Annotated in this window: 12 protein-coding genes; 7 read left to right on the top strand and 5 right to left on the bottom strand. The window is 75.8% G+C overall.

Going from position 1 to position 11074, the window contains the following annotated elements:
- Nucleotides 1-81: 81 nt before the first annotated feature.
- Nucleotides 82-948: an endonuclease domain-containing protein gene (locus tag ACI79Z_RS19250; protein WP_456903519.1), complete on the bottom strand. Its 867-nt coding sequence runs from the start codon at nucleotides 946-948 to the stop codon at nucleotides 82-84.
- A 140-nt stretch (nucleotides 949-1088) separates the two neighbouring features.
- Nucleotides 1089-2411, bottom strand: a complete 1323-nt coding sequence (locus ACI79Z_RS19245) for an MFS transporter (RefSeq protein ID WP_456903518.1) — start codon at nucleotides 2409-2411, stop codon at nucleotides 1089-1091.
- Nucleotides 2412-2484: 73 nt separating this feature from the next.
- Here ACI79Z_RS19245 and ACI79Z_RS19240 point away from each other — a divergent pair, with 73 nt between their 5' ends.
- From ACI79Z_RS19240 to ACI79Z_RS19230, 3 genes are all read left to right on the top strand, one after another.
- On the top strand, nucleotides 2485-3480 hold the full coding sequence (locus ACI79Z_RS19240) for a GlxA family transcriptional regulator (RefSeq protein ID WP_456903517.1): 996 nt from the start codon (nucleotides 2485-2487) through the stop codon (nucleotides 3478-3480).
- Between the two features lie 235 nt (nucleotides 3481-3715).
- Nucleotides 3716-5293: a DEAD/DEAH box helicase gene (locus ACI79Z_RS19235; protein WP_456903516.1), complete on the top strand. Its 1578-nt coding sequence runs from the start codon at nucleotides 3716-3718 to the stop codon at nucleotides 5291-5293.
- Between the two features lie 73 nt (nucleotides 5294-5366).
- Nucleotides 5367-5888, top strand: a complete 522-nt coding sequence (locus ACI79Z_RS19230; RefSeq protein ID WP_387992827.1) for a hypothetical protein — start codon at nucleotides 5367-5369, stop codon at nucleotides 5886-5888.
- Between the two features lie 4 nt (nucleotides 5889-5892).
- Here ACI79Z_RS19230 and ACI79Z_RS19225 read toward each other — a convergent pair whose 3' ends face one another.
- Nucleotides 5893-6432, bottom strand: coding sequence for a helix-turn-helix domain-containing protein (locus ACI79Z_RS19225; protein ID WP_456903515.1), 540 nt, complete (start codon nucleotides 6430-6432; stop codon nucleotides 5893-5895).
- 64 nt (nucleotides 6433-6496) lie between these two features.
- Here ACI79Z_RS19225 and ACI79Z_RS19220 point away from each other — a divergent pair, with 64 nt between their 5' ends.
- The 4 genes from ACI79Z_RS19220 to ACI79Z_RS19205 all read left to right on the top strand — a co-directional run bounded on the left by ACI79Z_RS19220 (nucleotide 6497) and on the right by ACI79Z_RS19205 (nucleotide 8809).
- Entirely contained in the window at nucleotides 6497-6835 is a 339-nt protein-coding gene (locus tag ACI79Z_RS19220) for a hypothetical protein (protein WP_387992821.1), read from the top strand.
- Nucleotides 6832-7764 (top strand): alpha/beta hydrolase family protein, encoded by a 933-nt coding sequence (locus ACI79Z_RS19215; protein ID WP_456903514.1) that lies wholly within the window; start codon nucleotides 6832-6834, stop codon nucleotides 7762-7764. The genes ACI79Z_RS19220 and ACI79Z_RS19215 overlap by 4 nt, the downstream gene beginning before the upstream one ends.
- A gap of 107 nt (nucleotides 7765-7871) precedes the next feature.
- On the top strand, nucleotides 7872-8393 hold the full coding sequence (locus ACI79Z_RS19210) for a cupredoxin domain-containing protein (protein WP_387992815.1): 522 nt from the start codon (nucleotides 7872-7874) through the stop codon (nucleotides 8391-8393).
- A complete protein-coding gene (locus tag ACI79Z_RS19205) occupies nucleotides 8390-8809 on the top strand; it encodes a hypothetical protein (protein ID WP_387992812.1) in 420 nt (139 codons plus the stop codon). The genes ACI79Z_RS19210 and ACI79Z_RS19205 overlap by 4 nt, the downstream gene beginning before the upstream one ends.
- Nucleotides 8810-8854: 45 nt before the next feature.
- Here the strand turns inward: ACI79Z_RS19205 and ACI79Z_RS19200 are convergent, their stop codons facing one another.
- Together ACI79Z_RS19200 and ACI79Z_RS19195 are read right to left on the bottom strand one after the other, a co-directional pair.
- A complete protein-coding gene (locus ACI79Z_RS19200) occupies nucleotides 8855-9862 on the bottom strand; it encodes a sugar phosphate isomerase/epimerase family protein (protein ID WP_387992809.1) in 1008 nt (335 codons plus the stop codon).
- A 20-nt stretch (nucleotides 9863-9882) separates the two neighbouring features.
- Nucleotides 9883-11064 carry a Gfo/Idh/MocA family protein gene (locus ACI79Z_RS19195; RefSeq protein WP_456903513.1) on the bottom strand — a complete coding sequence of 394 codons (1182 nt, stop codon included), beginning with the start codon at nucleotides 11062-11064 and terminating at the stop codon, nucleotides 9883-9885.
- Nucleotides 11065-11074 lie beyond the last annotated feature (10 nt).

Here is an 11074-nt window from a genome sequence, read left to right as displayed (position 1 = left end):
CCCCCCCGACCCGCCACCCCCCCGCCCCCCGCCCCCCACGCGGCGCCCCGGCCTCCCCCCCGCCCGCGCCCGGAAGGCGGGTCACGGCACAGCCAGGGCCGCGCGGATGCGGGCGAGCACTCCATCGAGGTCGCGCATGTCCGCGGCACTCACCCGGATCACCCGCCAGCCGGCAGCACGGAGACGATCCAGCCGCTCGTCGTCCTTCGGGATCTGGTCGTCCTCGAAGTGGTGGGCGCCCTCGTATTCGATGGCCAGGCGCGCCTCGGGGAACGCGAGGTCGACGCGGGCGACGAACCGTCCGTGGTGCAGGACCTCGAACTGCGGCACGGGCGCGAAGCCGACCAGCGCCAGGCAGACCCGCAGCCGTGATTCCTGCGGGGACTCCGCCCTCGCATCGACCAGAGGCACGACCCGACGGACCCGGCTGACACCCCACCGGCCGGCACCGGCCTCGGCCAGGGCGACGAGTCCGGCGACCGTCACGTGCTCCGCGGCCACCATCGCGTCGAGCGCCGCTACCGCCGTCGTCAACGGCTCGAGCGTCATGACGTCCCATGCGGTCCGTAGGGCCGTCGTCATCGGGACGTCGTCCCTCGTGGTCACGTCCCGACGTCGCAGGACGGTGCGGTGGACGCGTACACCCTTCGGGCCCGCCCATCTCGTCTCCTCGGGGCACACGACGGTCACCGGGTCGGCGACCCCGGCGAACGGCGCCCCGTACCAGGCGGCCGCCGAGTGGCCGCCGACGAGCGCGTCGGCCGGGAGCAGCAGCGCCACCCCGCGACAGCGCAGTCGGTGGTCCAGAGGCAGCGCCGGGTCCGCGTACACGTTCTGCGCGAGCCGGTGGTAGCTCCGCGTCCGGAGCTGGTTGCGGGTGAGGTAGCCCTCGGTGATCGCCTGACTCCCGAGGAAGACGCCGGGAGTCATGCGGCGGTAGGTGGTCACCCGGACACCGTGGGCACGGAGCCGGGCCGGTCGATCCTTCATCCACAGCCCCACCGTCGTCCCCAGTGCCTTCCGCCCGCGGAAGGCGAGAGCTGCTACGGGGCGGTCCCGCCTTCCGCGCGCGAAAGGCAAGGCCTCCGTCAGCCGTGCGTGGTGGCGGCCGAGGCGGTGGTCGGTTCGGACGGCACGGCGGGCGGCGCGGCGGGTGCCGGGCGGCGGCGGATGGAGATCGACAGCGCCGCGGCCACCAGGCACAGCGCGCCGGCCCCGAACCAGGCGAGGTCGTACGAGCCGGTCACGTCGCGGACCACGCCGCCGCCGAACGCGGCCACCGCCGACCCCACCTGGTGCGAGGCGAACACCCAGCCGAACACCACCGGCGCCCGCGGGCCGAAGTGCTCGCGGCACAGCGCCAGCGTCGGCGGCACGGTGGCCACCCAGTCCAGGCCGTAGAAGACGATGAACGCGACCATGCTGACGTGCAGGTCCGGCCCGAACAGGGGCGGCAGCAGGAACAGCGAGAACCCGCGCAGCGCGTAGTAGGCCAGCAGCAGCACCCGCGGGTCGGTGCGGTCGGTGAGCCAGCCGGACAGCACGGTCCCGGCGATGTCGAAGACCCCGACGACGGCGAGCAGCGACGCCGCCGTCGTCACCGGCATGCCGTGGTCGTGCGCGGCCGGGATGAAGTGCGGCTGCACCAGTCCGTTGGTCGAGGCGCCGCAGATGAAGAAGCCCGCGGCCAGCAGCCAGAACGGCCGGGTGCGCGCGGCGTCGAGCAGCCCGCGGACGGCGGTGCGCGCGGCACCGGTGCGCACCGGCTCGGCGTCGTCGGCGGCGGTCCCGCCGTAGGGCACCGCGCCGACGTCGCGCGGGCGGTCGCGCAGCAGCCAGGCCACCAGCGGGACGACGGCGAGCGCGGCGGCCGTGGTGCCCAGCGACGCCGCCCGCCAGCCACCACTGGTCTGCGCGACCGCCGCGACGACCGGCAGGAACACCAGCTGCCCGGTCGCGCCGCCGGCGGTGAGGATGCCGCTGACCAGCCCGCGCCGGGCGACGAACCAGCGGCCGGTCACCGTGGCCACCAGCGAGAGCGCCATCGACCCGGTGCCCAGCCCGACCGCGAAGCCCCACAGCAGCACCAGCTGCCAGCTCGCCGTCATGAACACGGTCAGCCCGCTGCCGAGCGCGGTGAGCAGGAGCGCGCCGACGACGACGCGGCGGATGCCGAACCGCTCCATGAGCGCGGCGGCGAACGGCGCGGTCAGCCCGTACAGCGCCATGTTCACCGCGACGGCGGCCGAGATGGTCGACACCGACCAGCCGAACTCCTCGCGCAGCGGGTCGATGAGCACCCCGGGCACGGCGCGGAAGGCCGCGGCCCCGACCAGCGCCAGGAAGGTCACCGCGGCCACCCACCAGGCGGGGTGGATGCGCGCGGTCCGGCGGGGCACGGTCGTCCTCACGGGCGGAGAGCATGACCGACGGTCGGCTTCCCGGACCAGTGGCCCGACGGTCAACACGTGCAAGGATCCGGCCATGACACCCAGCCGGGACACGGCCGTCCACGAGGTGGTCGTCGTCGCCGTCGACCGCGTCGTCGGCTTCGAGCTCGGGCTGCCCTACCGCCTGCTCGGCCTGGCCGAGGACGCGCACGGCCGGCCCCTCTACCGGGTGCGGGTGGCCACCCTCGACGGGCGGCCGGTGCGCACGGCCGACGGCTTCTCCGTGCTGCCCGACCACGACGGGTCGGTCCTCGCGGAGGCGGACACGGTCGTCGTCCCGGGGATCATGGGCGGCCCCGCCGTCGTCGAGGGCCGGATCCCCGACGAGCTGCGCGACGCCCTGCGCGGGGCGGCCGCACGGGCGCGGATGGTGTCGATCTGCACGGGGTCCTCGGTGCTCGCCGCGGCCGGCCTGCTCGACGGCCGGCCGGCCGCCACGCACTGGCGCGACGTCGAGCAGTTCCGCCGCAACTTCCCCGCCGTCCGGCTCGACCCCGACGTCCTCTTCGTCGACGACGGAGACGTGCTCACCTCCGCCGGCGTCGCCGCGGGCATCGACCTGCTGCTGCACCTGGTGCGGCGCGACCACGGCAGCGAGGTGGCCAACCGGGTGGCGCGGCGCAACGTCGTCGCGCCGTGGCGGGAGGGCGGGCAGTCGCAGTTCGTCGAGCGGCCGCTGCCCGAGGCCGGCGAGGCCGGCACCGCGCCCACCCGCGCCTGGGCGCTCGAGCACCTCGGCGAGCCGCTGACCCTCGCGGACCTGGCCGCCCACGCGCGGATGAGCGTGCGCACCTTCACCCGGCGGTTCCGCGACGAGACCGGGGTGTCGCCGCAGCGGTGGCTCGCCGGGCAGCGGATCGCGCTGGCCCGCCGGCTGCTGGAGTCCACCGACGCCCCCGTCGACCGGGTCGCCGCCGACGCCGGGTTCGGCACGCCGGCGTCGCTGCGCGCCCACCTGCGCGCGGCGATCGGGGTCTCGCCCGGCGCCTACCGCCGCACCTACCGCGGGGCCGGCCGCACGGCGGTGTGACACGCGACTCCCCCGCCCACGGCAGGATCGGCCGCCGCGTCTGGTTGAGTGGGGCATACCGGCGCCGCCCTCGCTCATCCGGAGCTGCAGGACTCGACGTCGGGCTGGTGCAGCGCCACGGAGGCGCGCCCGGCTGTCCGACGTCGCCCACGGCGCGACCCGCCCCGCAGACGGGGCCGGCGTGCGCCCGCGTGCGGTGGTCGAGGACGGCGACCCGAGTACCACCGAGGAACCCATGACCTCCCAGCAAGCCCCCACGCCCGCCGGCACGTCCCGGCCCCGCCGCCGTCGCGGCGGCCGCGGCCGCGGCGCCGGCAGCACCCCCAGCCCCGCCGCGACCACGCAGCCGCAGCCCCAGCCGCAGGAGATCCCGGCCGGCGACGTCGCCACCGTGCTCCCCACCGACGCCACCTTCGCCGAGCTCGGCGTGCCCGCCCCGCTGGTCGAGGTGCTCACCGCCAGCGGCATCACCGCGCCGTTCCCGATCCAGGTCGCGACGCTGCCCGACTCGCTCGCCGGCCGCGACGTGCTCGGCCGCGGCCGGACCGGCTCGGGCAAGACCATCGCCTTCGCCCTCCCGCTGGTCGCCCGGCTCGCCGCCTCGACCACCCGCCGCCAGGCCCGCAAGCCGCGCGCGCTGGTGCTCGTGCCGACCCGCGAGCTCGCCAACCAGGTGCTGGCCACGGTCGAGCCGCTGGCCACCGCCCTCGGCCTGCGCTCCACCGTCGTCTTCGGCGGCGTGGGCCAGAACCCGCAGGTGCAGGCGCTGGCCGCGGGCATCGACGTGCTCATCGCCTGCCCCGGCCGGCTCGAGGACCTCATCGGGCAGGGGCACGCCGACCTGTCCGCCGTCGAGGTGACCGTGCTCGACGAGGCCGACCACATGGCCGACCTCGGCTTCCTGCCCGGCGTCAAGCGGCTGCTCGACCGCACCCCCAAGGTCGGCCAGCGGATGCTGTTCTCGGCCACGCTGGACAACGGCGTCGACGTGCTGGTCAAGCGCTACCTCTCGCAGCCGGTGACCCACTCGGTGGACCCCGCCGTCGCGCCGGTCGCGGCGATGACCCACCACGTGTTCCAGGTCAGCGCCGCCGACAAGGCCGAGGTCGTGCGCCAGCTCGCCTCGGGCCTGGGCCGCAGCGTCCTGTTCACCCGGACCAAGCACCAGGCCAAGAAGCTCGCCAGGCAGCTGACCGCCGCGGGCATCCCGGCCGTCGACCTTCACGGCAACCTCAGCCAGAACGCCCGCGAGCGCAACCTCGAGGCGTTCAGCACCGGCAGCACCCGGGTGCTGTGCGCGACCGACATCGCCGCGCGCGGCATCCACGTCGACGACGTCGCGCTGGTCGTGCACGTCGACCCGCCGGCCGAGCACAAGGCGTACCTGCACCGGTCCGGGCGCACCGCGCGCGCCGGCGCCGGCGGCACCGTCGTCACGGTCTCGACGCCCGACCAGGCCGCCGAGGTGCGCACCCTGGCCCGCCAGGCCGGCATCACGCCGGTCGTGACGCAGGTGCGCCCGGGCGCGGAGCAGATCACCGCGCTCACCGGCCCGGCCGCGCCGCACGTCGAGCCCGCCCCCGCCCCCGCTCCTCAGCCGCAGGGCCAGGGCGGCGGCCGGCGCCGGCGCTCCGCCGGAGGCTCCGCGGCTCCCGCGACGACCGCGAAGGCGGCCGGGAGCCGTGCCCAGGCCCGCACCACCCAGGCCCGCAGCCCGCAGGGTCCGGCGCGCACGCGCGCGGAGCTCGCCGCCCGCGCCGGCACGCACTCGGCGGCGTCGTTCAGCGGCCGCTCCCGGCGCGGGGGCCGCTGACCCCGGGGTGTCACGTCGGGGACGGTCGGGAAGAGTCGTCCCGACCGTCCCCGACGACCCTGCGAGGTGCCCGATGGCCCTGCCCATCACCCTGTCCGAGATCGGCCCGCGGATCTCGGCCGGCGCGTTCATCCTCAACAGCGGGCTGGGCAAGCGCGGCGCCGACGAGCAGACCGCCGCCGGCCTGCACGGCTTCGCCTCCGGCACGTACCCGTTCCTCAAGGACGTCGAGCCGCGGCAGTTCGTCCAGGCGCTGTCGACGGCGGAGATCGCGGTCGGCGCCGCGCTGCTGACGCCGTTCGTGCCCACGGCGCTGGCCGGCGCCCTGCTCACCGGGTTCGCCGGCGGCCTGCTCGGCCTCTACCTGCGCACACCCGGCATGCGCAAGGAGGGCAGCCTGGCCCCGACCGAGCAGGGCCTCACCGTCGCCAAGGACGTGTGGCTGCTCGGCATCGGCGTCGGCCTGCTCACCCGGGGCACGGTGGACCGCGGGTCGCGCCGGGTGCAGCGGGCCGCGAAGACCCTGGCCAGGGCCAACGCGCGGGTGTCGAAGGCCGAGCGCCGGGCCGAGCGGAGGGCCGCCCGGGCCGCCTAGCCCCTCACTCCCCCGGCAGGAACACCGTCCCGACCAGCCGGCGACGGCGTCCCTCGCGCGGGGCGTTCTCCAGGCGCGCGCGGAGCACGCCGCGCACGTCGTCGAGCAGGCCGGCGAACTCCTCGTCGTCCAGCCACAGCCCGGTCATCCGGTAGCCCACGCCGTCCCGGGCGGGATCGAGCCCGCCCGGGGCGGCGGCACCGGCGTCGACCCAGCGGTCGAAGTCCGCGAGCAGCGCCGCGACGAAGGTGCCGAAGGCGCGGCGGTGCTGCTCGGGCGTCATGCCCGCCGCCTCCTCCGGCCCGACGGAGGCCGCGGCGGTCACCAGCCGGTAGGTGCGCTCGGTGCTGCCCCGCACGCGGCGCTCCCCCACGACCTCCAGCACGCCGGCCTCGGCGAGCACGCCGACGTGCCGGTACAGCGTGGCCACCGGGACGTCGGGCAGCTCGGCGTGCAGCTCGCCGGTGGTGAGGCTCCGCTCGCCCAGCAGGGCCTGCACCACGCGCAGGCGCACCGGGTGGAGCAGCAGGTCCGCAGACGCCACGCGCTCGACCTCTCTCATGATTGACAACGGTCTCACTGTTGGGAATGATCCTCCCATGGCGACCGTGACGACGACACCCCAGACCCTGCGGATCACCCTCACCCCGACCGAGAAGGTGCTCGGCCTGCTGCGCGACCTCGAGGTCCCGCTGTCCGCGGTGCGCTCGGCCGAGGTCGTCCCCGACGGGCTGGCCGCCGCCGGCGGCCTGCGCGCTCCCGGACTCGGCCTGCCCGGCGTGCGCAAGATCGGCACCTGGCGCCGGCGGGGCGGGAGGACGTTCGTGAGCGTCCGGCGCGGGGCGGCCGTGCGCCTGGAGCTGACCGGTCAGCGCTTCGACACCGTCCTGGTGACCGTCGACGACGCCGCGGCCGTCGTCGCGGCGCTGTCGGGCACTCCCCGATGAGTCCCCGCGAGCTGCCGGTGACCGTGCCCGGCGAGCCCCCGCTGGCCGGCACGCTCACCCTCCCCGACGCGCCCGGCCCCGTCCCCGCCGTGCTGCTCGCGCCGGGCTCCGGCCCGCTGGACCGCGACTCCGACCACCGGCGCGCCCGGTTCGGTGTCACCCGCGAGCTGGCGCACGCGCTCGCCGGGGGCGGTCTCGCGTCCCTGCGGTACGACAAGCGCGGCGTCGGTGGCACGCCCGGCGACTGGCGGCGGGCCGGGCTGCACGACGCCGCCGACGACCTCGCCCGGGCGCGCGACGCCCTGGCCGCCCGGCCCGAGGTGGACCCCGGGCGGATCGTGCTGGCCGGCCACAGCGAGGGCGCGCTGCTCGCCGCGGCGGTCGCCGCCCGCGGCGTCCCGGTGGCCGGGGTGGTCCTGCTCGCCGGCTCGGCGACGCCCGGCGACGAGCTGCTCCGCTGGCAGGCCCGGCAGATCGGGCCGACCCTGCCCGCGCCGGTCCGGGGCTTGCTCCGGCTCCTGCGCACCGACCTGGAGCAGAAGGTGGCCGCCAACCACGAGCGCCTCCGGGCGACGACCACCGACGTCGCCCGGATCGGCGGGGCGCGGCTCAACGCGCGCTGGCACCGCGAGTTCCTCGACCACGACCCGCGCACCGACCTCGCCCGGCTGACCGTGCCGGTGCTCGCGGTGACCGGGGCGAAGGACCTGCAGGTGCCCCCGGCGGACCTGGAGACGATCGCGGCGACGGTCCCCGGCCCGGTGGAGACCCTGCTCGTCCCCGACCTCACGCACACGCTGCGCCGCCAGCCGGGGCCGGCGTCCCTGCGCGCCTACCGCGGCGAGCTGCGCCGACCCGTGGACGCCGAGGTGCTGGCCACCGTGGCGGCCTGGTGCCGGCGGGTGGGTGCCGTGGCGTCCCCGTCCTGAGCGGAGGCGGGAAGGGGTTACGGGGAGTGGGGGCAGCGTTGCAGTATCGCGGGCCTGCGGTGGGCCGTCGCCGGAGCGGGCCCACCGTCGGCTCCGAGGAGGTCCGTGTGTCCCAGCCCACCCGACGTGTCGTACCGCTGGTCGTCGCCCTGGGCGTCGGCCTGCTCAGTGCCTGCTCGGACGACGGCGGCGGCGGTGATCCCGCCGCCGCCGCCACGACCAGCGAGCACGCCGAGGCCGAGCACACGGAGAGCGCACCCTCCTCGAGCGCCCCGCAGGAGAGCGCCGCCGCGAGCAGCACCGCGCCGGGGAGCACCGCGTCCGGGAGCACCACCGCGCCGGCCGAGGCGCGGACCGTCACCGCCACCGAGGGCGAGATGTACATCGACCTCTCGGAGAGCTCCCTCACCCCCGGCGAGTACACCATCGAGGTGGTCAACGAGGGCAACGCCACCCACGACCTGGTCGTCGAGCGGGACGGGCAGGACGTCGCCGCGAGCGACACCATCGGACCGGGCGAGTCGACCACGCTGACGGTCACCCTCGAGGCGGGCGAGTACGTCTTCTACTGCTCGATCGGCAACCACCGGGCCATGGGCATGGCGACCGACGTGACGGTCTCGGCATGAGCGGGCACACCGCGACGCGCTCCTCGCGCGGCGGCGTCGCGATCGGGGTGCTGCGGCTCGTGGGCGCCGCGCTGCTGGCGGCGATCGCCGTCATCCACGCCTACCTGTGGCAGCAGGGCTACAGCGGCATCGACGTCATCGGCCCGGCGTTCCTGGTCCAGACCGTGCTCGGGTTCGGCGGCGCGCTGCTCCTGCTCGCCGCGCCGGCGCGCCTGGTGACCTGGGCGGCCGTGCTGGGGGCCGCGTTCGCGGCCGGGTCGCTGGCCGCGCTGGTCGTGTCCACGACGGTGGGGCTCTTCGGCTTCGTCGAGACCACCGAGGCGACCCTGTGGTGGGAGTCGTTCTGGGTGGAGGCCGCCGCCGTCGTCGTGCTCGTCGTGCTGGCCGGCCTCACCCGCCGGCGCACCGGCCGCTGAGGCCGGCGGTGGACGGGCGGGACCGCCCGTCCACCGCCGGGTCGCTCAGCCCTGGGACGAGAACGCGGCGTCGAACGCCGCGGCCGGCGGGTCGAACGCGAGCCGGCGGACGAACGCCAGCGCCTCGGGGGCGCCGACCAGGCGGTCCATGCCGGCGTCCTCCCACTCCACCGAGATCGGCCCGTCGTAGCCGATCGTGTTGAGCATCCGGAAGGAGGCCTCCCACGGGACGTCGCCGTGGCCGGTGGAGACGAAGTCCCAGCCGCGCCGCGGGTCGGCCCACGGCAGGTGCGAGCCCATCCGGCCGTTGCGGCCGTTGCCCACCTGGCGCTTCGCGTCCTTGCAGTCGACGTGGTAGATCCGGTCCTTGAAGTCCCAGATGAACGAGACCGGGTCCAGGTCCTGCCAGACGAAGTGGCTGGGGTCCCAGTTGAGGCCGAACGCCTCGCGGTGGCCGATCGCCTCGAGGGTGCGGACCGTCGTCCAGTAGTCGTAGGCGATCTCCGACGGGTGCACCTCGTGGGCGAACCGGACGCCGACCTCGTCGAAGACGTCGAGGATCGGGTTCCAGCGGGCGGCGAAGTCGGCGTAGCCGTCCTCGATCATCGAGGCCGGGGCCGGCGGGAACATCGCCACGGCCTTCCAGATCTTCGACCCGGTGAACCCGACGACGGTCTTCACGCCGAGCTTGGCCGCCGCGCGGGCGGTCAGCTTCATCTCCTCGGCGGCGCGCTGGCGCACGCCCTCGGGGTCGCCGTCGCCCCAGACCCGCTTGTTGACGATGTCGCGGTGGCGCTCGTCGATCGGGTCGTCGCAGACGGCCTGGCCGTTGAGGTGGTTGGAGATGGCCCAGACCTTGAGGCCGTACTTGTCGAGCAGCGCGAGCCGCTCCTCCACGTAGGAGTCGTCGTTCGCGGCGCGCTCGACGTCGAGGTGGTCGCCCCAGCAGGCGATCTCCAGGCCGTCGTAGCCCCACTCGGACGCGAGCCGGGCCACCTCCTCGAACGGCAGGTCGGCCCACTGGCCGGTGAACAGGGTGACGGGACGGGGCATGTCGGGGGTGTCCTCTCGGGTCAGGCGGGGACGGGGGTCCACACGGAGTCGGCCGCGGCGCTGCGCTCGACGGCCTCGAGCACCCGCTGCACCTGCAGGCCGTCGGCGAAGGACGGCGTGGGGTCCTCCTGCTTGGCGATGGCGGTGAGCAGGTCGACGACCTGGTGGGTGAAGCCGTGCTCGTAGCCCAGCCCGTGCCCGGCCGGCCACCAGGCCGACACGTAGGGGTGCCCGGGCTCGGTCACGAGGATGCGGCGGAAGCCGGCCACCTCGGCGGGCTCGCCGCCGTCGAAGAACTCCAGGACGTTCATGTCCTCGAAGTCGAAGGCCAGGCTGCCGGCGGAGCCGTTGACCTCGATGCGGATGGCGTTCTTGCGGCCCAGGGCGAACCGGGTGGCCTCGAAGGTGGCCACCGCGCCGCCGGAGAACCGGCCGAGGAACACCGCGGTGTCGTCGACGGTGACCTGGCCGGTGCCCTCGCCCGCGACGCCGGACAGCGACCCGGCCGCGGCGGGCAGCGGGCGCTCCTTGACGAACGTCTCGAGCAGGGCGCTGACGCCGGTGACCGTCTCGCCGGTGATGTACTGCGTGAGGTCGACGATGTGCGCGCCGATGTCGCCGAGCGCCCCCGAGCCGGCCTTGTCCTTCTCCAGCCGCCACGACATCGGCGCCGACGGGTCGGCGATCCAGTCCTGCAGGTACTGGGCGCGCACGTGGCGCACCTGGCCGATCCGGCCCTCGGCGACCAGCTGCCGGGCCAGCCCGATCGCCGGCACCCGGCGGTAGGTGAAGCCGACCATCGAGCGGACGCCGCGCGCGGCGGCCCGCTCGGCGGCCTCGGTCATGGCCTCGGCCTCGGCGACGGAGTTGGCCAGCGGCTTCTCGCACAGGACGTGCTTGCCGGCCTCCAGCGCCGCGATGGCGATCTCGGCGTGGGTGTCGCCGGGGGTGCAGACGTCGACCAGGCCGACGTCGTCGCGCTCGAGGACCCGCCGCCAGTCGGTCTCCACCGAGGCCCAGCCCAGGCGGGCGGCGGCGTCGGTGGCCCGCTCCCGGTCCCGGCCGGCGAGGACGGTGAGCTCGGGGCGCAGCGGGAGGTCGAAGAAGTGGGGGGCGGTGCGCCAGGCCTGCGAGTGCGCCGCGCCCATGAAGGAGTGTCCGATGAGGCCCACCCCGAGGGTCGGCCGGTCAGGTGAGGTCATGAGGGCTCCC

It is taken from the genome of Geodermatophilus sp. SYSU D00663, assembly GCF_054050655.1.
The sequence above is the reverse complement of the archived record's forward strand: the minus strand, read 5'-3'. Positions and strand labels throughout refer to the sequence as shown.

Coding starts and splice junctions, on each gene's coding strand:
- ACI79Z_RS19240 (WP_456903517.1), top strand. CDS start 2,485: ATGACACCCAGCCGGGACACGGCCGTCCACGAGGTGGTCGTCGTCGCC.
- ACI79Z_RS19235 (WP_456903516.1), top strand. CDS start 3,716: ATGACCTCCCAGCAAGCCCCCACGCCCGCCGGCACGTCCCGGCCCCGC.
- ACI79Z_RS19230 (WP_387992827.1), top strand. CDS start 5,367: ATGGCCCTGCCCATCACCCTGTCCGAGATCGGCCCGCGGATCTCGGCC.
- ACI79Z_RS19215 (WP_456903514.1), top strand. CDS start 6,832: ATGAGTCCCCGCGAGCTGCCGGTGACCGTGCCCGGCGAGCCCCCGCTG.
- ACI79Z_RS19205 (WP_387992812.1), top strand. CDS start 8,390: ATGAGCGGGCACACCGCGACGCGCTCCTCGCGCGGCGGCGTCGCGATC.
- ACI79Z_RS19200 (WP_387992809.1), bottom strand. CDS start 9,862: ATGCCCCGTCCCGTCACCCTGTTCACCGGCCAGTGGGCCGACCTGCCG.
- ACI79Z_RS19195 (WP_456903513.1), bottom strand. CDS start 11,064: ATGACCTCACCTGACCGGCCGACCCTCGGGGTGGGCCTCATCGGACAC.